Source organism: Sphingobacterium sp. UBA6317 (assembly GCF_002440385.1).
In the GTDB taxonomy this organism is placed as follows: domain Bacteria; phylum Bacteroidota; class Bacteroidia; order Sphingobacteriales; family Sphingobacteriaceae; genus Sphingobacterium; species Sphingobacterium multivorum.
Genome location: NZ_DJTD01000039.1, coordinates 85,023 through 107,159, shown reverse-complemented (window position 1 = coordinate 107,159; position 22,137 = coordinate 85,023). Strand labels below are relative to the sequence as shown.

Annotated in this window: 17 protein-coding genes; 7 read left to right on the top strand and 10 right to left on the bottom strand. The window is 38.7% G+C overall.

Annotated features, from left to right (window positions below):
- Positions 1 to 6: 6 nt before the first annotated feature.
- From B3E92_RS12530 to B3E92_RS12505, 6 genes are all read right to left on the bottom strand, one after another.
- Complete coding sequence (locus B3E92_RS12530) at positions 7 to 756, bottom strand: LytR/AlgR family response regulator transcription factor (RefSeq protein WP_070568500.1); 750 nt, start codon at positions 754 to 756, stop codon at positions 7 to 9.
- Positions 753 to 2,360: a sensor histidine kinase gene (locus B3E92_RS12525; protein WP_286896990.1), complete on the bottom strand. Its 1,608-nt coding sequence runs from the start codon at positions 2,358 to 2,360 to the stop codon at positions 753 to 755. Before B3E92_RS12525 ends, B3E92_RS12530 begins: the two co-directional genes overlap by 4 nt.
- A gap of 578 nt (positions 2,361 to 2,938) precedes the next feature.
- Entirely contained in the window at positions 2,939 to 3,379 is a 441-nt protein-coding gene (locus B3E92_RS12520; RefSeq protein WP_286896987.1) for a hypothetical protein, read from the bottom strand.
- A 194-nt stretch (positions 3,380 to 3,573) separates the two neighbouring features.
- On the bottom strand, positions 3,574 to 5,124 hold the full coding sequence (locus B3E92_RS12515) for a serine hydrolase (RefSeq protein WP_286896985.1): 1,551 nt from the start codon (positions 5,122 to 5,124) through the stop codon (positions 3,574 to 3,576).
- 153 nt (positions 5,125 to 5,277) lie between these two features.
- Complete coding sequence (locus tag B3E92_RS12510) at positions 5,278 to 5,937, bottom strand: SanA/YdcF family protein (protein ID WP_286896982.1); 660 nt, start codon at positions 5,935 to 5,937, stop codon at positions 5,278 to 5,280.
- 154 nt (positions 5,938 to 6,091) lie between these two features.
- Positions 6,092 to 7,132: an endonuclease/exonuclease/phosphatase family protein gene (locus B3E92_RS12505; RefSeq protein WP_286896980.1), complete on the bottom strand. Its 1,041-nt coding sequence runs from the start codon at positions 7,130 to 7,132 to the stop codon at positions 6,092 to 6,094.
- A gap of 364 nt (positions 7,133 to 7,496) precedes the next feature.
- Between B3E92_RS12505 and B3E92_RS12500 the strand changes: the two genes are divergently transcribed.
- The 3 genes from B3E92_RS12500 (at position 7,497) to B3E92_RS12490 (ending at position 10,552) form a co-directional block, all read left to right on the top strand.
- Positions 7,497 to 8,423, top strand: a complete 927-nt coding sequence (locus B3E92_RS12500; protein ID WP_070568525.1) for a hypothetical protein — start codon at positions 7,497 to 7,499, stop codon at positions 8,421 to 8,423.
- A gap of 15 nt (positions 8,424 to 8,438) precedes the next feature.
- A complete protein-coding gene (locus B3E92_RS12495; protein WP_139145064.1) occupies positions 8,439 to 8,840 on the top strand; it encodes a luciferase family protein in 402 nt (133 codons plus the stop codon).
- Between the two features lie 170 nt (positions 8,841 to 9,010).
- Positions 9,011 to 10,552: a protein adenylyltransferase SelO gene (locus B3E92_RS12490; protein WP_286896978.1), complete on the top strand. Its 1,542-nt coding sequence runs from the start codon at positions 9,011 to 9,013 to the stop codon at positions 10,550 to 10,552.
- Positions 10,553 to 11,118: 566 nt separating this feature from the next.
- Here B3E92_RS12490 and B3E92_RS12485 read toward each other — a convergent pair.
- Complete coding sequence (locus tag B3E92_RS12485; RefSeq protein WP_070568534.1) at positions 11,119 to 11,487, bottom strand: MerR family DNA-binding protein; 369 nt, start codon at positions 11,485 to 11,487, stop codon at positions 11,119 to 11,121.
- Between the two features lie 123 nt (positions 11,488 to 11,610).
- Here B3E92_RS12485 and B3E92_RS12480 point away from each other — a divergent pair, with 123 nt between their 5' ends.
- Complete coding sequence (locus B3E92_RS12480) at positions 11,611 to 12,498, top strand: alpha/beta fold hydrolase (protein WP_286896976.1); 888 nt, start codon at positions 11,611 to 11,613, stop codon at positions 12,496 to 12,498.
- A gap of 105 nt (positions 12,499 to 12,603) precedes the next feature.
- Here the strand turns inward: B3E92_RS12480 and B3E92_RS12475 are convergent, their stop codons facing one another.
- The 3 genes from B3E92_RS12475 to B3E92_RS12465 form a co-directional block, all read right to left on the bottom strand.
- Positions 12,604 to 15,294: a hypothetical protein gene (locus tag B3E92_RS12475; RefSeq protein WP_286896974.1), complete on the bottom strand. Its 2,691-nt coding sequence runs from the start codon at positions 15,292 to 15,294 to the stop codon at positions 12,604 to 12,606.
- Positions 15,275 to 16,054, bottom strand: a complete 780-nt coding sequence (locus B3E92_RS12470) for a GLPGLI family protein (RefSeq protein WP_286896972.1) — start codon at positions 16,052 to 16,054, stop codon at positions 15,275 to 15,277. Before B3E92_RS12470 ends, B3E92_RS12475 begins: the two co-directional genes overlap by 20 nt.
- Positions 16,055 to 16,120: 66 nt before the next feature.
- Entirely contained in the window at positions 16,121 to 16,435 is a 315-nt protein-coding gene (locus tag B3E92_RS12465) for a hypothetical protein (protein WP_286896970.1), read from the bottom strand.
- Between the two features lie 481 nt (positions 16,436 to 16,916).
- Here B3E92_RS12465 and B3E92_RS12460 point away from each other — a divergent pair, with 481 nt between their 5' ends.
- The 3 genes from B3E92_RS12460 to B3E92_RS12450 all read left to right on the top strand — a co-directional run bounded on the left by B3E92_RS12460 (position 16,917) and on the right by B3E92_RS12450 (position 22,137).
- Positions 16,917 to 17,429, top strand: coding sequence for a sigma-70 family RNA polymerase sigma factor (locus B3E92_RS12460; protein ID WP_286896968.1), 513 nt, complete (start codon positions 16,917 to 16,919; stop codon positions 17,427 to 17,429).
- A gap of 86 nt (positions 17,430 to 17,515) precedes the next feature.
- Positions 17,516 to 18,697 carry a FecR family protein gene (locus B3E92_RS12455; RefSeq protein ID WP_286896966.1) on the top strand — a complete coding sequence of 394 codons (1,182 nt, stop codon included), beginning with the start codon at positions 17,516 to 17,518 and terminating at the stop codon, positions 18,695 to 18,697.
- Between the two features lie 230 nt (positions 18,698 to 18,927).
- On the top strand, positions 18,928 to 22,137 hold the full coding sequence (locus tag B3E92_RS12450) for a SusC/RagA family TonB-linked outer membrane protein (RefSeq protein WP_286844221.1): 3,210 nt from the start codon (positions 18,928 to 18,930) through the stop codon (positions 22,135 to 22,137).

Sequence of the window (22,137 nt, the reverse complement as noted above, 5' to 3'; positions counted from 1 at the left end):
GTTGTTTTACAATTGTGCCAAAGCGTTTTTTACGCGCTCACGGTTTGGTTTAGATACTGGTATTTTCTCACGGTTTGCCAATAGTAAAGTCCCGCCGTCTTCCTTAAGCCAACTTTGGATATAAAAAGGGTTTATAAGGTGACTTTGGTGTGTTCGAATAAAGTTGTGTGGAATTAGTATTTCGCTGTATTCTCTTAACGGTTTTGAAGAAATTATTTTCTCTTCATTTAGTAAGTGAAATACGGTATATGTATCGTCTGCTTCGCAACGTATAATATCGCTAATGAGTAAGTATCGAGTTTCGTTTTGAAAAGCAAGAGCTATCTTCTGAGGCACCCTCTGTTTCGATGTCAACTGCTGAATCAGAAATTCTACCCCGGGATTCTGCACTATTGTACTTACTTTTTTGCAAGCCTTTTCAACGGCCAATTTGAGCTCGTCTATATCAATGGGTTTTAGAAGATAATCTAATGCCGCATGTTTTATGGCTTGTATACCATATTGGTTGTATGCTGTAACAAAAATCACCTGAAAGTCTATTGTTTCAAAATCCTTAAGCAGGTCAAAACCTGTCTGACTCCCCATTTCTATATCAAGAAATACCAAATTGGGTCTATTATTTTTAATTAAGCTCGCTGCTTCAGTAATCGTATTTGCAATTGCCACAACTTCAACATGTGGACAATACTTAGCCAATAGCGCCTTTAAATTTTTGGTATTTGAAATTTCATCGTCCACTAAAATTGCACGTATCATAATAACCAGTTTTTAAAAATTAAAGATACGCATGTCCCCGTACTTTTAGATTCTGTATCTATGAAAATATTTGTCTCTGCATGCAATTCATTCCAAAGCTGTATACGCTCATTCGTTAACTTGACTCCTAACCCGAATGGTGTATGTGCTATATCATACCCTCGACCATTATCCAATATAGTTATTACCATATCACTCTCCCTCCTCTCAAAATATAAGCTAACCTTTCCACGTTCCTTCAATTCTGATATCCCATGTTTTATGGCATTTTCAACCAATGGTTGTAGGAGCATTGTTGGTATTTCGATGTTATTAGGATCAAGATCGTTAACATCAATCGCATATTCAAAACCAAATCGTAGCTGTTCCATCTGAAGATAATCGGTTAAAAGATTGCGCTCATCCGTGAGTGTATTTACCGATTCACTATCCAGCACATTTCGGGTGAGACGGGCAAATTTGCTTAAATACCTATTTGCATTGTCCACATCATTGTTATTTATAAAACTCTGAATGATAGCGAGCGAATTGAAAAGAAAATGAGGATTGAGTTGCGCCTGAATCGAGATCAGTTTAGTTTCCGATATTTTTTTATTTAAACTCTCTTCTCGGATTTTTTTTCTATTTCTTCTACGCAGTGCATAAATTAGAAGAAAGCTTATAATGCTAAAGATAATAATTAATGATAGAGACCACATGATCATATCTTGCATAGAGAAAGTTCTATCAATTTGTATTTTGACATTTTGTCTAAAACTAGACGATTCCATCTCTTTCTCCGTCATATTCTCTAATTGTGGTCGAATAATGATTTCATATTCTCCAGAATTTTTGAAATTCTCCCGACCTATTGAAATATTCGGTTGCTCTATTCCATCTACAGTGTAAAAACTGTAATTCCAAGAATTACTTTTAAATACAATGTTGCCAGTTTCCTTTTCTTTTACCAATAACGAGTAAATGGAACTGTAATCATTTTTTCTAACTGCAACCTTCAGACCTGTAACATCATTGTCCAAGATAATTTTCGAGGCATCTGTTTTCATTTCAACCGCAGATCGATTTGATCTATCAATTAGCTCCCTTCCAAGAAAGATAATATCAGTTTTTGGGATCGCTGTGTTATATATAATCACGCTTCCCTGTTCTGAAGGATTTTTTTCGTTATATAAGGTTACAGAAATGGTCTTATTTCGGATCTCCGTTATTGGCAATTCTGCTATATAACCAAATAAGCCGTGTTTGTTAAAGGTCAGGTCCTCTAAGCGTCCGGATAACAACGTATTTTTTAAATCATCGACAACAGCAAAGCGATAGTTCTTTATGCCTGAAAGTAGTTTAGTACGAATTTTGAATTGTACCCTATTTCCATTATTGATATAAGTCAGCGCTTGGTTGCTTATGTTGGGAAACCTGTTTGCATAGCTCCTAATTTTACTCAGGCTATCGAAGGAGGCACCGATGCTTATTCCTGCAATATCTATACTCCCTAAATAATATTCTACCTTTTTGTCTATTGAATACTGTTCGCCCTTGCTGCTAACCTGAGCAACAAGGGGTATCCAAAAGAATATAGCGATTAGTAAAAACGTGTTTTTTTTCATGATCTGCCGTTTATACTTACAAAACTCTATAATTATTAATTTTAAAAAAATGCAAAAACAGTATTACTCTCCGCTCACTTGGTAAACTATACGCCAGGATCAGGATTTAATCATTTGAGCGCTCATCACAATTACGCTCTTATATCGAAAGGTATAAACACAAAGTCGACATAGCCGGACTCTATCTTATTGTATCCGACCGCATTCGCTTTCGAGAGTCGATTTGCGATTACGTTGATCCTTAGTCGCGCCATAAATGAACCTATTAGTTGAAGCTCAGACGTACCTGTCTTGATTCGTAGTAGCCATAACTTGACGAAAGCAATCCTGCTAGATTTTGCGAGTATTTAACTCGGTTACCTTTATATCCGGAGCGCCTATGCTGTTCTGGACATAATCATAAAGACCTCCCCTCCATAAGAAGAATTTTCCAATCAATAAGAGCTTCGGTAAAGAAGTCATTTAGGTTACAATAAGATCTGATTTTTTCACTTGGGTTACCGAGATATCACGGAAATAAGCACCTTATACAAGTAATAAAAATAGGTATAAAAGCTTAAATATTCAAAGCGGGGAAACTACTCAGTATCAAATTGAAGGATCCCCTTCCCCTCGCGAATTGATTTATAAATACTATCCCGCAGTTTTGGGTCTATGTTTTTTTGTTTAATGTATTTTAAAAAACCTGTAATGGTGTCATTATGATGATATATTCTTTCAGCACTACTCTTTTTCAATAATAATCTGTGATTACCAAGCAGATCCATTTCAGTTAATTCAATAGTTGAATGTATAGGTATTGGATCAGATAAGGTCACCTTGAAAGTTGGAACCTTTGATTTTAATAATACCCGATCCACCGTTCCTATTTTTTGATCGTTGAGATAAATATCATTGGGCATGGATGCTATTGTCTTTTCTTCTCTGAATTCCAGAAAATACTGTTTTTCCCTATCGAAATTACACCCCATCAAAAGTACGACCTCAATTAGTATTATTTTTACAGGTGAATATCTCATAATGCGTCTATAAATTATCAGGGATTAAATCTCAAATACTTAAGATTCATTAAAGTCCCCATTTTTAAATTCACCCAATCTTCTGCTTTCGTATGTCAAATACAATTTGACAGCTAATCTTTTCTGTGGCAGCTGGCTTAGGAGTGCCATCGGGGCACCTCCTTTTCATGTTATTGCTCCATACGATTGGTCGGTTACTGCGATGCAGTAACAGGACTGTATTTACGATCAAACATAACCGGTTTTTCACTACCGTCCAACAGAATTCCTATACCTTGAATCTGACCGTCCACATCGCTAAAGAAGTTAAAGAGAAGATTACTTGGTTCAGGATCTGCTACACCATTTTTATCGACAGACCTTGGGTCAAAAACATCATAATGTCGGTGGATAAGGACAACCTTCTCATAACCGAGTTCACTGTATAGCTTGTTATCCTTAAGCCTTACCTCAATAATTCCATATGCAGGATTCTCAAAAGAACCAGTGTACTGTTTTAAGGAATGGGAAGGTTTCGTCGCTGGAATGGGCAACTTTTCTTCTTCTTTTTTAACATGACGCAGCGAATCGATTTCAGCCTTTTTTTCACCATTCCAATCGATTGGTTCCAAGCCAAAAAGGATATCCGCTATAGAATTTCTGACCACCGTAGGGACCTTAGACACGTTTTGATTGGTTAATACGACAATTCCGAGTGTATCTGTTGGAAAAAATGCCACATTCGCAGAAAATCCGTTAATATTTCCACCATGTTCTACTTGATAATGTCCTCTATAGGAGCCAATCATCCAGCCTAATCCATAATTGGAAAGGAAAACATCTTTGTGTTTGTCCGGTAAAGCGGCATCCATCACCATTTGGGAGCTCGCAGCCTCATTTATATAATTTGCAGGAAGTATTTCTTTCCCATTGAAATAACCTTGGTTAAGCCAAACCTTGAGCCAATTAGACATGTCACTAGCACTGCTATTTATGCTTCCTGCTGGCCCCATACCACTAATATTATAATAATCAATCAGTTTTATCGTGTTATCTTTGGAAAGTGTATAGGGCAAAGAAGCATCGCTGTCCCGTTGAAATGCTAAGAGATCGGTATTAGAACGAGTCATTTCTAGGGGAGTAAAAAACTTTTCCTGTATATTTTGTTCCCATGTCTTACCGCTCAATCGCTCCACAATCATTCCTTGAGCAAGGTACATAAAGTTATTATAGAACCATTTCATGCGCAGGCCTGAACTGGGTTTCATAAATCTGACCCGTGAAATCAGACTATCTCTATTTTTACTATTGAACAGAAACCAAGATAAATCATAGTGGGACAAGCCTGTCCTATGCGCCATTAGGTCTTTAACCACGATTTGATTATCCATCTCATCATTGTAAAACCGTAACGCAGGCAGTAAAGATACCGCTCTGTCCTCAAATGTCAGTTTGCCATCCGCTCTCAACAAACCTAACAATGAAGCGGTAAAAGCTTTGGAGCTCGAACCGATTGCAAAAAGCGTATTCGGTGTAACAGGTTTTTTATTCGCGAAATCACGATAGCCAAATCCCTTATTATAAATTATTTTATCGCCTTTTACAACAGCAACGGCAAAACCCGCCACATGATGATCTTTTAAAACTTGGCCGAGAACAGAATCAATTGCTTTAAATTGATCTTTCTGCCCACCTACTTTCCCAACCTGAGAAAATAGTGAAAAAGAAAACCAGGAACAAAAAATAAAGGTTAAAAGGAATTTCATATCAAATTGGAATATATACGAAAATACTTATTCAACATGATTCCCGCAAACTACTGGAGACATTGCCTTTAATTTTTTTATTCCTGGTTGTTCTTAGGAGGTTGCTGAATTTTACGATAATAATTGGTCTATCAATCCGTAAAATCTCCTAAATTATTCTTTCGTATAATTCGACTTTCCGTTTACATCCACCTGCTTACCTAAATACTTTGGTTTTCTATTTCTCATTACATCCAAAACCGCTTTCGTTACCGATAGTTTTTCTCTAAATGCATAATATTTATATCCAGGGTAAACTCCTCGATCGGCACTATAACCGAATGATTTTATGCCTAATTTATCACCCAGATAAACACATCTATTTAGATGATATTTTTGAGATACCAAAATTGCCGTATCAACATTAAATATATATTTTGCCCGGTACATGGTCGAGTAGCTATCGAACCCAGCATAGTCAATGTAAATTTTAGCGGTATCGATGCCATTTTTCTGACAGTACAACTTCATTACGCTAAGCTCATCGTACTCGTCTCTTCCGTTGTCTCCCGACAACAATATTTTATCCACTTTGTGGTTTTTGTACAACGAAATCCCAGCATCGAGTCTATCTTTCAAATACCTACTTGGCTGATCACCATTGATGCCAGCGCCAAAAATGATGGCTACCTTGGTTCTTGGCACATCCTTAAGTTCAGTGAAAATCACCGAATCTATTTTAGCCGTTACATTGCTATTGGTTATCACCACAACAACCAGGGCTACTACGCATAGAACGACAACCACTAAAACGAACCTTTTAATCTTTTTCATTAGCTTGATTTGTTCATGATAAACTTATCATTTTAAACACAAATTTAATAGTACAACCAATTGAAAATCGAACCAATTATAATTCGCTGCAGATAAATTATCATTCGTAGGCACTTACAGTCTTTTCGGTATATTTCATTTGGCTATTAATGCTCTAGAATTTAAACATAACCAACATCGCTTTATGATCGGTTGGCCACACACCTTCGGGCAGCAAGAAGTTATCTTCACTATCTTTTTCCTGCTTCTGTCCATACTTTACGGTTTCTACAGGACCGACAATGTTAGCTTTTACTGGTTTCAACTGTTTTTTGCTGCGGTAATAAACATAATCGATCCGATCTCGATCATCCGCTGTGGGTGCCCATGCCAATTTCCCAATGGGAACATCCTTGTTAAAAGCAGGATAGGTAAAACCAGGATGACTGACCGGGTTGGGATATAATTGACGGAAACTATCTATAAATCCGGCTTTTTCTAATAAAACCGAACAGTCCCAAGGAACCACTGCCCCACGATGGTCGAAAAGATCTTTTGTAGCCAATGTCCAATCCAAATGTGAATGCTCATTAAAATCACCTGCAATAATAAACGATTGTGATTGATCCTCTTTTTCTACGTCGCTCAGGATATCTTGGATAGCTTCATCACGTTTGCTTTTCCGATTAGCCTCAATAATGGTACCTACATCTGAAACAGGACGATCTAACTTCTCCCAGGTCAAACCATCGTAACCACGCGGCAAGTAGCATGCGTAATTTGTGTAGTCCAAGTGTAAAGAATAGCATACAAAAGAACGCTTTCCAATCTTGATCTTACTTTTTAAAACACCGCCCATGGTACTATCTTTTTCATAAAGCGCATGCTGTGATTCAATCGGATATTTGGAAATAAAACCGACATCCAGTTTTGCATCACTGGACTGGCCAAAATAGATTGCCCCTTTAGATTTGAGTTCCGTTAGTATACGCTGAATAAAATCTGTTCCCTTGTAATTGCGGACTTCACTAAATAGAACGACATCTGCATGCTTGGCAATAATTTCGTCTGCTATCGCAGGAAACCCATTGGGCACAACAGTCCCCTCCTGCCAAATGTTGATCTGCAGTACTTTTACCTCATTTTTTGCCTGAGCGAAGAGTGTATGCCCCAAAAGGGCTATCACTAAAAGCAATATAATCTTTCTTAATTTCATTGGAGTTGTCTATTTCTACTGGAAAGTATTACCGCAACGTTCTTGCCGAGAGCGGTTTCTACCATTATCATATAAGCGAGTTTCTTACTTATTTCTGTAATAACCAAATAATTTTATCCACATTATCAACTCCAACACATTGTCGTTGACTTGCTTCATCAACTTTTTCGCGATTTGTATCGAATTCAGCAGTAGGATACATCCAACGCAACGGCATTTTTGTATTTGTAACATTTTGATCAGCTTCAATTGAATAGCATCATATTTATCAGCATGCCACAATTTATTAAATAGCGAATTATTTAATACCTTAGCCACACAAAGTTTTAGCACAACCGGTTTATGAACATAAAAATCAAGTATCATGAGTTTGAAACAAACGTTTTATAAAGTACGAAGTTCTAAAACAGTTCAGGGAATTCTAATCGCCAACATTTTTGCATTTCTAATTATTGGTATGCAATCTTCATTGCTGCCCAAGGATGCAGGGGTACTTGTTTTTTCTGAGTTTGTGATTATTCCACTGTTGATGGGTATTATCATGGCTTGGTGTTGGAAAGATACTGACATGAGAGGTAAACAAATAACCGCATGTTCTATCTTGGGTGGCCTTATGGCTATCTTACTCAGCTTTATATTCCTAGGTGAGGGCATTATTTGCCTCTTAATTGTTTCACCTCTTATCTTTGGCTTTGTTATCGCAGGTGCCTTTATTGGAAGGTCAATGTTTAAAAAGAGTAATCAAAAATTGAATATAAGCATTGTTAGCCTCTTACTTGGAATTTTTATTGTCGACTCCCTGACTGATCACCATCATGAAAATATGGTCTCCGATGAGATCTTAATTCATGCGAGTCCAACGCAAGTATGGCAACACGTGGTCGCCTTCGATCCCATATCTCAGAAGGAAAACTATTGGCTTTTTAGTATAGGAATGCCGAGCCCCATGGCTACAACGGTAAGTGAACATAAACTGGGCGCAAACCGAAAATGTATTTTTAGCAACGGGTATGTTTTCGATGAGAAGATTGTAAAATTTGACGTCAATGAAAACTTAATTTTTGATATCATTGATCAACCCAAAGACCCTGAAATCATGGGACATATCGATATCAAAAGAGGTCAATTTATATTGAAAGACAATGGAAATGGTACCACTACCCTTATTGGGAACAGTTGGTATAATCTCCATGTTTTCCCGACTTGGTACTATGACCTTTGGGCAGAAAGTATCACTAGGAATGTCCATTTCCGAGTCATGGAGCATATTAAACTTTTAAGCGAGCGATAATCTATGTTTTCTTTTGTGGTAAAAAGAGTTGGCTTTTTAAAGGATATCCCCTTATTAGCCATTCTATTTGATAGTCTCATGAGATTTTGGATGTTCATTGCCAAGCCTGAACTGCTAAATTGGATCGATGACCTGGAAGAAAATGTAAAAGGAATGCCCGGGACGACGATTGGGATACATAAATATGGTGGGACTGCGTTCAATTATTTGGGAAAGGAATTTGCACATGTCCATAGCAATGGTTTAGTGGACATTTTATTAAATAAAGAGCTAAAAAAATCATTGATGATGGAGGGAAAAATTAAGGACCACCATGTGTTTAAAAATTCAGGCTGGATCAGTTTTTATCTTCACAATAAGCAAGATGTTGCCTATGCCTGTTATCTCTTGAAAAAGGCTTACGATCGTGCTAGATAAAAACAGCAGGCTATATTCTTTTAGACAGGCTTTGTCTTCATAAAATGTTCATTCACTGCAATAATTAGCTATCGGCTCTTTATTTTGGCTATCTATGTACTCATTATTAAGACACCATCTAGGTATAAAAAAGGAAGGTCTTTATCTTTTAGATTTAATATCTTTGCTGTATGAATATTGAACAGATCAAACAACCTTTCCTCAAAAAATTCCCTGGAGATTTTTCCAATAACCCTACACAGCGAGGCACGCCAAAAGTGCTATTTGCTACGATTGAACCTGCAGGGTTTGAACAGCCTCAACGGATTGCTTTTAACGAAGCTCTTGCTGAGGAAATAGGGCTGGGTAAATTTGAAGAAAAGGATCTTAACTTTCTGGTAGGCTCTCACCTACCCGACAATATTCAGACCTACGCTACAGCTTATGCCGGACATCAATTTGGTAATTGGGCCGGGCAACTGGGCGACGGCAGGGCCATTCTGGCGGGAGAAATTACTAATGCTGCTGGTAAGAAGACCGAAATACAATGGAAAGGAGCCGGTGCAACACCCTATTCAAGGCGTGCAGACGGAAGAGCCGTATTGCGGTCTTCTGTACGTGAATACCTTATGAGTGAAGCCATGTATCACTTAGGCATACCTACCACCAGGGCCTTAAGCCTGGCCTTTACAGGAGAAGATGTTCTTCGGGATATCATGTATAACGGCAATCCACAATACGAAAAAGGAGCCGTAGTGATCAGAACTGCCGAAAGCTTCCTTCGCTTTGGGCATTTTGAACTGATGTTTGCTCAGGGTGAACATACGTTATTACAGGATCTGCTTGATTTTACAATTGAAAATTACTTCCCTGAAATTGTTTCATCCGATCAGCAGAAATACAAAGATTTTTTTGAGAATGTATGTATCCGCACAGCAGACTTAATGGTAGAATGGTTCAGAGTAGGTTTTGTACATGGGGTAATGAATACAGACAACATGTCCATCTTAGGCCTAACGATCGATTATGGTCCCTATTCAATGCTGGATGAATATAATTTAAATTTCACCCCGAATACTACGGATCTACCGGGAAGAAGATATGCATTTGGAAAGCAGGCACAGATTGCCCAATGGAATCTATGGAAACTCGCAAATACCCTCCAGCCCATCATCAACGATGAAAAGTTTCTTGAAAACACCCTAAATAATTTTGGCGTTTATTTTTGGGAAACTCATGACAGAATGCTCTGCAAAAAATTCGGATTTGATGAACTAAAAGAAGAGGATGAGGTGTTTTTTAATAACTGGCAGAGCTTAATGCAGGACCTCGCATTGGATCATACCTTATTCTTCAATCAACTGGAGAAAACAACACCAGAAACTGATTTACAGGAACATTTCAGCCCGGTAGCTTACAGCGCTTTAAATGAAGAAAAGCTCAGCAGACTGAAAGACTTCATGGAAAACTATCGATCCCGTCTGAATTCAAATGCTATTTCAAAAGCTGAGTCCGTGGAATTAATGAAAAAAACAAACCCCAAATTTATATTGCGAAACTATCTTCTTTACCAATGTATTGAAGAAATTAGTGCCGGAAAAACAGCACTGTTAATGAAGCTAACGCAAGCATTAGAAAATCCTTACCAGGAATTATTTCCGGAATTTTCCGTCAAGCGTCCTTCAAGCTATGACGACACCGCAGGATGTTCTACACTTTCATGCAGTTCGTAGTATGAAATGCCCCGTTCGTTAAACATTCAGGGTGGGTTTAAAAGCTAAAGTTTAGGATATGTAGATTTTCTAAAAATAATCATACACAATAGCCAGCCAACAAGTAAACCTGCCAAGAGATAAGACTCCAGGTGCATATCCTGAAAACTAACACTAGGTATATCACTATCCGAAGCAAACTCGGCCCTTTTTAATAGGTCACGTATCTGAGCAACTTTAAATTTTAAATAAATCACGCGTATTCCACAAAATATAGATCCTGACGTACAGATCAATAGTATAGTAAACAATTGATTTCTTACCGAAGATATTTTACAATAATTTTTGACTGACAGATACAGAAAAGGAAGAATCCCAAAAGAGAAAATAAAAATCAGTGCTGGCAAAACCTGACCGGGTAGGCGCCAACTATTATTAAGCAAAGGGCTTTCACCTATTATTTCGGTGGTAAAAAACACCAAAAACCGATCTCTAATAAAAAAGGCAATTAGACACAATACGATTGACAGTCCAATAGCAATGCTGTATTCCTTCATCATTTTCTTTTTCGCAAAGTTTTTTATAGGTTATCGACTTAAACCATTTTCGATATTGCTTTTACATCGTACAATTTGTTTTTTCATTAGCTTAAGTTCCTTTATCTTAGTGTCTATCTGTTGCAATTTAAGATCAAGCACTTCCATTTTACTTGCCTGAGTCAGCTCTTTTTGATACCATGCATCAATAACCTGTTTAATTTCAGCTAAGGTAAAGCCTACAGCTTTCGCCATCTTTATGAACCTCAGTTTTTCGGTTACTTCATCGTCATAATACACGTACTTGTTGGAAGTTACATCCTTTTTTGTCATGCCAGAAATGAGTCCGCTCTTTTCATAAAAGCGTATAGTTCCAATAGGCATGTTCGCTTCCTTCGCTAGTTGACTAATTAATTTCACTTGATAATCAATAGTTTAAAAAAATAATAAAAGTATATAGTATACTTCATACTTGTGGGTTGTAAAAATACAGTTTAAATTTGTCTATTGAAAATCAATGGTAACTATCAATTATCTTTTATCATGAAAATAGGATATTCCGACAAAGAACTTATTAAACTTGTACCCGGCTTCACAAACAATTTTATTGTAATAAATGGCCTATCAATCCATTATGTTCAAGGGGGCAAAGGAGACCCCATAATTCTTATTCCGGGTTATCCAGAAACATGGTGGGCTTACCATCATGTCATGCCAATATTAGCAGAAGAGAACCAAGTATTTGTTGTTGAAATTAGAGGGATGGGTAGCTCGGATAAACCGGAAAATGGTTACGATAAAAAGAACATGGCCAAGGATATCTACGAATTAGTCAAGCATTTAGGCTTCGACAGCGTTTGTATTGCAGGTCATGATATCGGTGCACATGTCGCTTTTAGTTTTGCTTGTAATTATCCACAAGCAACAAGCAAATTGATACTGCTGGATACACCACATCCAGACCCAAGCATGTATCAGCTTCCGATGTTACCTATTTTAGGGAGCAGTTATTTATATCCCTGGTGGCTAGCTTTCAACCAAGTCAAAGAATTGCCAGAAAAGTTGCTTGAGGGACGCATGTCAATCGTCATCTCTTGGTTATTCGACAACCTGCTGATTAATAAAGATAGCATAAGCCAATTTGATATATCGGTGTATAGTAAAGCGTATGACAACCAGGATGCCATTCGTAGTTCCAATGCATGGTATCAGGCCTTTCCACAAGATATTAAAGATTACGGGAGCTATGATAAATTAGAAATGCCAGTCCTAGCGATTGGTGCGAGTGGTTATGACCTATTGCATCATTCTTTACCGGAAATCACCTGTAATCTAACATTTAAAAAAATTGAAAACTGTGGCCATTTTATTCTTGCCGAAAAACCTATCGAAACTGCCGAATTGATCAAAGAGTTTTTATTGACGATCTAATTTCAGACGAAATCAACTTGTAATCAACCAGCAACGATTGTGTTGGCTATCCGCGTAGGATTTTCAGCTTTGGGGATAGTACTGTCCTAGTTTCAAAATAAAAACTTAAAAGCTATAATCTACCCCAAAACTGATATAACCAGGCAAAAGCTTATATTCGGTGCTGGTATTATAAAGGTCTGTCAATTCAGCATTTCTGAAAAAGCGAGTATTGAAAATATTTTTTGCTGTCATGGTAAATCTTGTCCTATGCTGCCGCAATTCATAAGCTAAGGAGAAATCCGAGAAATAATAGGTCTTGGAATCCTGGCCAAGGAAACTACCAAAGCGATAGGATTCATTCTTTAGATTACACTGTATGTTTTTTCCCATATTCAAAAATACATTCAGAAACCCGCGACTATTATGTAGTGTAGTTTTGCTATCTGAGCGATAAGTGACCGACTGCAGGGCGTAACCTGTGTAAATATTCAACCTGGATTTCCATGCACTTCTAAACGATAGTCCATAATCGTATGTCTCTGTATGGATGCGACGATTGCCCACGCCCACCACCAATGTTTCGTAATCTGCTGTATTTGCACCTAAGTCCAAACGAAAATTTCCTCCTACAGCCTTCAGGTAGTAATTAAGATCCGCCTTATAATTGCTGCTCTTTTTGTTTTTGAGCAATACCTGTTGCACAAGGCTAAAATTGGGGTCTAAACTGCTTTCTGTACCCACATAATCAAACAAAATCTGATGTCCGACCGAGAGGTTCGCAAAAAAACGATCTGTCATACTGCCATAGGTATACATCAGCGTGCCACCAGAACTGCTTAGCGTGGCTAGCTTATCCATTCCTCGAATAAAGTTTCGAACTCCTGTCGTATAATAATGGGGAATGAGCTCGGTAAGCGAGGTATTCTGTTGCTGAAAATAGAGGTCGGTTTCCAGGCGCCCTTTTGGGTGGATAACCCATTTCCCCGATAATCCAGGCGAAAGCAAGAGGTTATTTTTAGGCATGGTTTTCCCAAAATCTGTTAACCTATTCTGTACGAGACCTACCTGCAAACGAGGTGTTAATTCCCATTTATTTCGTTTAAAAGTGTACTTGGAAGTAAAGTTTGTCTGGAATACGTTTAAGTCCATCGCATTAGAAAATCCCGAGGGAGAGACTGCTTTTCCCCCTAACTCATCTGGATTTGACAGCAAATCTAATTCGGTATTAAGCGGTTGCTGCTGATAGGCCATATTGAAAGCCAACTCAAAGAAGTCACCATTTTTTTTCCGGCTTACATAATGCGTAGTGGTACCCAAATACTGTAGATTATTTTCAATATGTTGTTTTACCGCACGGATATCTTCCCCCCCAAACAAGTCTTTATAATAATATTGATCGATACTGTAATCTACTGGCGATTGCTGGTTTATCCAACGTAGTGAGCTGACCAGTACATCCCGCTCCGAAAATTTGTAGCTATAACTCAGATTGTGGTTGGTCAAATACCCCTTGCTTTTGGTCAGTTCCTCACTTTGTACACCATTGAACAATAATGCGCCCAAATCATTTTTCCTCAAAGAACCTAGTGTACCTGAATAGCTCAACAATGTACGCTTATTGGGCTCCAACTGCAGCTCCAGTTTCGTGAAGTAGTTATCGATGTTTCTGGTAAACTGATAATCTTCCGTGTTGGTAAATTGGATATCATCCAAATGATAGTTCTGCACGGTATTTCGGTAAAATGATTTTTTAGTAGGATTTGCAAAACCCAGCCATTTGATTTTTAACTGTGGGGTCGGATTTAAAATGGTATTCAATGACAACAACTTGTCGTTATTGAAATTGGTTCTTTTATAATCAAAACCAGGCAGATTTGGTGTATTATCTATCAAAGTGGGTGTTGTTACCCCCACACCAATCTGACCTGGTTCATCTGGAGAACCAGACTGAATGAGGTGGTTGATGCTGCTTACGGCATCCACTCCGTTATTGTTAGCAGCACCCAAGAGATAATATTTGTTCTTCTTCCCAAAATTCATCAGGTTAGCACTCGCCTGATAATATTTGGGGCCTATGGGAACCACCTGCGCATCAACAGAGCCAAGCCACTGTGCCCTACTTTCCTCCTTAAGTTGCAGATTTAGTGCAATCTTGTCCGAATTTTCGATACCTTTCAGCTGCTTATTATTGGAATACCGCTGCAATATCTGAATTTTTTCCAAGGGACGAACAGACATGCTTTGCGTCAGCAAGCGGTAGCCCTTTTCGAAAAAATCATCCCCTTCCACCATCACTTTTTCCACTTCTTTATTACCTATTTTGATACTGCCGTCGGTACCCACCTGAATACCTGGGATCTTTCGAAGTAGATCTTCTACCGTACGCTCGTCGCCCTGCAAAAAGGATTTCACAGCAAGCTCAATGGTATCTCTGCCCCGACGATAAGCCCCTTTGGAGTGGACAATCACTTCCTGCAATTGTTCCACTCCCCCAGCTGATAACTGCACATCAATTAGCGTATCGACCTGCATTGGTGTGATGGAAAGGGAAACAGACTTAAAGCTCAGCGCCTTGAATAGCAACGTAAATGATCCACTTTGGGCCGTTTGCACATGATATTTCCCCTGACCGTCGCTAAACGTATAAGCCAGCATTTTGTTATCGCCATCACGCCGTAAATCAATACGCACCCCTCCTAAAGGTTTTCCTTCAGTACTGACGCTTCCATGGATAGCAACTTGTCCATATACGGCCATACACAACAGACAAAAGCTGAGTAAGACCGCTATCCGCTTATTGATGTTCCCATTCATACACTTGCTCTACACTGCCCCTAACTTTTTGCTTCTCAACGCTTACGCCTTCCATCATTGGCATTTTGCTGTACATAATGCGCATTTGCTCTTCATTGAATTGGTCGTCTTTCTTGACAAACTCTTCCAGGCTCAATTTGGGTAAAGACTGAATATATTTATCATTTACGGGAATATCGCCAGTATAGGGATAATTTACCTCCTTCAAGTACCAATAGTTCGGATTAGCACTTTCGTTATAGAGCATCACGATAAGGCCTGGCAAGCCGCCAAATTTCGATGGTCCAACAGGCACGGGAATATCATTCGTATAATAAGCTACCAACGTAGTTCCTCGATAAGAGGCCGTTGCCTTATGGCATACATGTATGCCCAATGTATCCACATCGGTGTAATCCTTATTCCAGACCAGCGCCGGAAATTTGTCCGTCACCAAATAGTTAACACCTTGAATGGAACGGGTTTCTAACTGTTGGTCAGTCTTATTTTGATGGATCACGACCCTGTTATACCTCTTGCCAGAACCGATTGTTATCGAAAATGAAGATGCTACTTCTTCATCGTCGGCATCTTTGTTAAGCTCTTGCTTACGAATTGGCATCGAATCACGAACAGCAATCTTCACTGTTCCATCATAATAGACCGCTTCTTTAAAAGTAGCCATTGCCGATGGAATGTATTCATATACGGCATGAAGCCGCTGTGCAGAAGATAATCTGGAAAGGAACAGAAATAAAAAGAATATATAATATTTACACATGATAATTTAGTTTAGAAAGACGGGGTCAAAGCCCCGCTTTTGTTTTTTGTGATAATGAATAAAAAGTTAGTTGTTTGCAACCCAGTCATGCATTGCAGCAAAAAAACCCGCACAACCGCCAGCTGAAGAAGCATAATCTGTATAGACTGCGCTGCCTAGCAAAACGCCGTCGCTGCTATATATGCTTACCTTAAAATTACAGCGTACAAAGGCTGCATTCGTTTCCGTGGTTTCCTCGGTTACCCGGAGCGTATTGTTGGCCAGGCGCTGGGAAGTTGTTTTCACAGATGCATTTCCATTGACCAGTGTTGTCGCTGTCTTAGCCGAAGCAACAGATGATAGCATAACCACTGCTACCAAACTCATCATTAATCTTTTCATTGTTTTTAAATTTACTTGTTAAACCATGGTATGATTTGATGGCATACCCTTGTATATGACGGTAAAAATAAAGACACATTTAATTATTTAAATGATGATTAAATATCTGTAAATGGTCACTTAGAATTCGTAGCTGATCCGTTACTATTCGCAATGGGCTTGTTCACTGAATAACTAAAATTATGGGGCAAATCGCTATGAGATAAAAACGCACAAAGCCTTACTGTAAAGTAGCCTACCTCTGAAAAAAAATCGATAGAAACAACACATGAAAGATTCCGAAAAACCAAGATGTTCACACAAAAAAACCTCTGTTATATCATATTTATATTAAATTACAGTAAACTATAACTAAAAACAGCATTTAATAGCAGCTTTATAAAGCTTCAAAATTTTAAGACGTTTTTACCTACATAAAATCTCTAATATTTTTCTTTATTTCACTTTTAAAATTTATATTTTAATAAAAAAAGTAAACGAAATGTTATCCACAGAATATTATTTTAACAAATATTTTCTGCAACTCAGTGTATTTGCATTTCCATGGGTTGGTTCCGAAGAAATTGCAAAAGACATCGTACAGGACGCATTTATCGTTCTAATGGGTAGACAGGACTTACTGCAAAAGGGAGAGCCCGTCATTAAGAGCTTCCTTTATAGCGCTGTAAAAAATATAGCGATGAATATCAAACGAAGAAATGTGGTATTTGATCGTGTACGGAGCCAATTTAACCCTGACCAGCCGGATGACAATGATATTCTGGATAATTTAATAAACGCCGAACTGATTGGAGCTCTTCATCGGGAACTCAATGAATTGCCCGAAGGTTGTCAACGAATCTGCCGTTTAATCTATCTGGACGGAATGAAGTATGACGAGGTCGCACAGGAACTCAATGTTCCAGTAAACACGGTTAAAACACAAAGGATGCGTGCGATAAACCTGCTTAAAAGAAAATTTCTAAGCCTACTTCTTACATTTTTTACACTCTAACAATCAGTACCTTATAACTAAACCTCCACTTATTTCCATAAACGGATCACCCATTTCAACCGTTCAAGTTATTTAGCTTCTGAATTATGATAGAAACCGACAAAATACTATTAGCAGAACTGATTGCTCTTCTTTTGAAGGATGGTGAGTTACCATCCGACAAAGAAAACCAATTAAAAAATCTCTTACAAAAATATCCAAGCGCAAGGGATAGCTTATCTCGTCGGTTATCACAGACCGACATATATGCTCCTTTTGATCTTCGCACTACTGATGTAAAACAAGAATGGCTCATCACACAGCGTAAATTTACGGCGAAGGAAACAATTTTACAATCAAGAAAGAAATATCTCTTCTTAAATAAACCATGGTACAAGGCTATTGGGATTGCTGCCGCCCTATTACTTGTCCTAACGCTGTTATGGCAAAGACAACAGCAAGAAAAACCTATAAACTATTTAATTCCGGACAAGATATACGGACATAAAAATGATGTTCTTCCAGGAGGAGCAGGTGCAGTTTTAAAAATTGAGGGCAAAGAAGAAATACGATTAACCGAAAAAAAGGCAATCCAATATTTTGCGCAAGGTATCGAATTAAAAGAAGGACGGCTTATATACCCCGCTAGCTTAGCAGAAAACCTAAAAAATACTTTAATAGTTCCTAAACGATCTACCATGGTATTAACCCTTAGCGATGGGACTAAAGTGTGGGTAAATGCTGCCTCTGAGCTCAGCTATAAAGCAAATTTTGATAAAAAAGAGCGAAGAGTGACACTAAAAGGTGAAGCCTATTTTGAAGTTGCAAAAGATGCACATAGGCCCTTTATTGTTGAAACAAATCATATCAATATACAGGCGATCGGAACAGCTTTCAATGTAAATTCCTATCATGCAAATACGAGAGTATCATTGACAGAAGGAAAACTTAAAGTTAGCAACGATGAAAACGAAATCTATATGAATGCTGGCAGCGAAACGGAAATTGTCGATAAAAAGCTAAAGACTTTTCCATTAGCCAGTAAGGCCGAAGCCACAGCCTTCAAAGACGGATATTTCTATTTTAAAAATAAAGATATGCAACAGATACTTGATGAATTAAGCCGTTGGTACGGAATTCAGGTCGATTGTAAGATCCCATTAAATAATGAACGATATGAAGGTAGCATGAAAAGAGATGTAACGCTGGCGGAACTTTGTAATGTACTAAAAGATTTGACAGGTTATAAATTGACCATTGACAATGATAAACTAATTGTAAACAGATAAACTAATTATAAACAGATAAACTTATTGAGGAGGACTTTGTATGTAAAAAAGCGAAAAACCTAAATTAAGATGATAAAAATGCAGAAGTACGGCAAATACTCCTGCATCAAAATTGAATTAACACTGATCATAAACCATTAATTCTATACCAATTTATGAATAATTTATTTTATTCAAAAGGGACCTTATGTCCCGTTGACAAAGGGAAAACTCTGAACCATTTATTAAAAATGAAACTGACAGGAATCTTATTGGCGACATCCATGATGGGCGCCTACGCTTCAAGCTCCGCTCAGATAACTTTACATGCCCAAAATACCAAGATTGAGACTGTCCTGGAAAGCATTACCAAACAGACTGGTATACATTTTATCTTTAAAGAAGGATTACTAAAAAACGAAAAAGCAACGGTTGAAATCACAGATGTATCACTCGATAAGGCTTTAGATAAAATTTTCAAAAGCACCGCTTTCTATTACATGTTACATCGTGGTACTGTTGTTATCAAGCGTAAAAATGAAGATATTTCTTTGCCAGAACAAAGTACGTCCGGCATATCCAATCTGCAGCAGCAAGTCATAAAAGGAAAAGTACATGATACCAAGGGAAATCTATTGTCTGCTGTAAGCATCCTGCTAAAAGGCTCCAATACAGGAACTTCGTCGAATACGAAAGGAGAGTTCCAACTGACACTCCCCGATGGCAAAAAAGGAACCCTGATTTTTAGTGCAGTCGGATTCAAACAGCTAGAAATCCCGATTAACAATAAATCGGAGCTAAATGTTATTATGGATGCAGATGAAGTGGGGCTTGATGAAGTGGTGGTCGTCGGCTTCTCCGAAGTAGACAAAAAGCACGTTGCATCTTCCGTATCACAAATGGATATGGAGAAAATAAAAAATCGTCCAATTTTTAAAATGCAGGATGCTTTTTCAGGAACGATCCCAGGAGTCACAATGATGCGCGGAAACAGTATGCCGGGAAGTGTTCCGGGTACCATCTCTATTCGCGGAATCAGTACCTTACAAAATGCAGATCCTTTGGTCATCGTAGACGGTATGGAACAGAGCATACATGATATTGACCCGAATCAAGTTAAAAGCATTACCGTCTTAAAAGATGCCGCATCCGCTTCCATGTATGGTTCCCGTGGCGCAAATGGCGTTATCATCATCGAAACAGAACGCGGACAGACAGGACAGTTTAAAGTCGTTACCAACAACTGGTTTGCAGTCAATAAACCCATTGATCTTCCAAAATTTGTCGGAGCCGTTGATTTTATGAAATTGCGGAACGAAACCTTAATCCAACAGGGACAATCTGCGATCTACCCCGAAGAAACAATAAACAAATATGCTTCCGGAGAATTAAAAGAAGTCAATTGGCTCGATCAAGTCATGGAACGAACGTCGACAGCAATGAATAATAACGCAAGTATATCTGGCGGTGGTGGGGTTGGTACTTTTAATTTAATGCTTGGCCATATAAAAGAAAATGGCCTCAATAAGATTGAAGGTACTCAAAAGTTTTCGGCACGTTTCAATACAAATATCAACATTGCCGACAAATTTGTATTAATGGCCGATTTCTATGCGCACCGTCTACAGGTAGATCGTCTTTTGGCAAACGATGATGGGCACGGCCTTTATAAACAGGCCTGGCGCCTGAACCCAACGCAACAAATTTTTTATGATTCTGACCTCCCCGAACACTATATCCTGCATAATAACATCAACCCAATTGCTTCAATAAAACACGGTGGTACAAAAAACAATATGTATGATCGTAGTACCATCAATTTACGTCCCAAATATAACATCAACAGCAATTTCAATATTGAGGGAAATGTCTCCTACATGATTAACAAATCGGCCAATAAACAAAAAAGGTTGACCTATAAGTTCTTTGATGAAAATGGTGCTCCGGCAGCAATTTGGGGAAATGATGTCAATGCCTCGCAAGGTGTTAGTGAAAGCCAGCTCACCGCTCGGATGCTGATTAACTTTAACAAAGAGCTCCGCCAGCACAAAGACAAGATCTATCTAACCGCAGGTTCAGAAGTCATGAATTACACCTTCACCGATTTTAGAGAAATCAGCAAAGCTTCTTTTTTCGGTAAATTAAATTATTCCTTTAACAACCGCTATATTTTAGAGTTGACTGGACGTTCAGACGGGAGTAGCAAGTTTGCCCCCGGTCATCGCTGGGGATTTTTTCCCTCGGGAGCTTTCGCCTGGAACTTACATAACGAACATTTTTTTAAACCTATTCTCGAATCGGGAACAGTTAATAACATTAAGATACGAGCTTCCTATGGACTTATCGGAAACGAAAATGTAGCGCCATACCTCTGGCAGGAATCTGTTAATACCTGGGGCTGGACAATACGTGTTCCCAATCCAAATTTCTCCTGGGAGAAACAGAAGCAATGGAACCTGGGCCTAGACGTCAATGCATTTAAAAATAGACTATCCTTTACGGCAGAGCTTTATCATAAAAATTCATACGATCTTATTTATGACCAATTTGCCGTGCCTCCGCTCACGGGATCAAATAGTCTGGAATCTGCGGTCAACATCGGTGCCGTGGAAAATAATGGTTGGGAGCTGTCAGCAAGCTGGTCCGACAAAAAGGACGATTTTTCGTATACGATTGGTGGAATGCTTTTTGATAACCGCAACCGAATGCTCAAGGCGGGCTACAATGAAAACGATAGATTGATCTTTAAAGGCGATAATAACCGAATCTGGTACAAAGGTGTCCCAATCAACAATTATTATGGCTTCCAGTCTGATGGCTATTTCCAAACGCAGGCGGAAGTTGACGCAACGCCCGCTAAAATGCCAAATTCAAAACCTGGTGATATCCGCTACGTGGATAAAAATCAGGATGGTATAATCAACGATGAGGACCGCAGCTATCTGGCAGACCCTCTTCCCCATTATAACTATGCTATAAATCTGGACTTTCGCTATAAGGGCTGGGATTTCTCAGCATTGGGTCAGGGGATCGGAAAGCGCACGGGCCGCTTGATCGGCCAAGAGGCCTATCCGGTGTATGTTGATGGAAACAGTAACGACCTCGGCGCACCACGTGTCGAATATGTAGCAAACCATTGGAGCCCCGACAATCCGAATAGCCGTTTTCCACGTCTTTGGACGGGGCCAAGCCCCAATACCCTACTCAGTGATGTTTGGCTTAGCAATGCTGCCTTTTTCCGTATCAAGTCTCTTCAGCTTGGTTATACATTTCCTAAAATCGGCAAAAGCATCAAAAATTTTAGAATATATGTTAATGCGCAGGATGTATTCACGTTCACGAAATGGGAAGGTCTTGACCCCGAACGTATTGATGTCGATAGTCCTGGAACAAATGATGGGAACGGAAATTATCCACGTATGGCAACCTACAGTGTTGGACTGAGTGCGAGTATTTTTTAA

Bases quoted from the DNA above. Each gene is read 5' to 3' on its own strand.
- B3E92_RS12530 (WP_070568500.1), bottom strand. From the start codon at position 756: ATGATACGTGCAATTTTAGTGGACGATGAAATTTCAAATACCAAAAAT.
- B3E92_RS12525 (WP_286896990.1), bottom strand. From the start codon at position 2,360: ATGAAAAAAAACACGTTTTTACTAATCGCTATATTCTTTTGGATACCC.
- B3E92_RS12520 (WP_286896987.1), bottom strand. From the start codon at position 3,379: ATGAGATATTCACCTGTAAAAATAATACTAATTGAGGTCGTACTTTTG.
- B3E92_RS12515 (WP_286896985.1), bottom strand. From the start codon at position 5,124: ATGAAATTCCTTTTAACCTTTATTTTTTGTTCCTGGTTTTCTTTTTCA.
- B3E92_RS12510 (WP_286896982.1), bottom strand. From the start codon at position 5,937: ATGAAAAAGATTAAAAGGTTCGTTTTAGTGGTTGTCGTTCTATGCGTA.
- B3E92_RS12505 (WP_286896980.1), bottom strand. From the start codon at position 7,132: ATGAAATTAAGAAAGATTATATTGCTTTTAGTGATAGCCCTTTTGGGG.
- B3E92_RS12500 (WP_070568525.1), top strand. From the start codon at position 7,497: ATGAGTTTGAAACAAACGTTTTATAAAGTACGAAGTTCTAAAACAGTT.
- B3E92_RS12490 (WP_286896978.1), top strand. From the start codon at position 9,011: ATGAATATTGAACAGATCAAACAACCTTTCCTCAAAAAATTCCCTGGA.
- B3E92_RS12480 (WP_286896976.1), top strand. From the start codon at position 11,611: ATGAAAATAGGATATTCCGACAAAGAACTTATTAAACTTGTACCCGGC.
- B3E92_RS12475 (WP_286896974.1), bottom strand. From the start codon at position 15,294: ATGAATGGGAACATCAATAAGCGGATAGCGGTCTTACTCAGCTTTTGT.
- B3E92_RS12470 (WP_286896972.1), bottom strand. From the start codon at position 16,054: ATGTGTAAATATTATATATTCTTTTTATTTCTGTTCCTTTCCAGATTA.
- B3E92_RS12465 (WP_286896970.1), bottom strand. From the start codon at position 16,435: ATGAAAAGATTAATGATGAGTTTGGTAGCAGTGGTTATGCTATCATCT.
- B3E92_RS12460 (WP_286896968.1), top strand. From the start codon at position 16,917: ATGTTATCCACAGAATATTATTTTAACAAATATTTTCTGCAACTCAGT.
- B3E92_RS12455 (WP_286896966.1), top strand. From the start codon at position 17,516: ATGATAGAAACCGACAAAATACTATTAGCAGAACTGATTGCTCTTCTT.
- B3E92_RS12450 (WP_286844221.1), top strand. From the start codon at position 18,928: ATGAAACTGACAGGAATCTTATTGGCGACATCCATGATGGGCGCCTAC.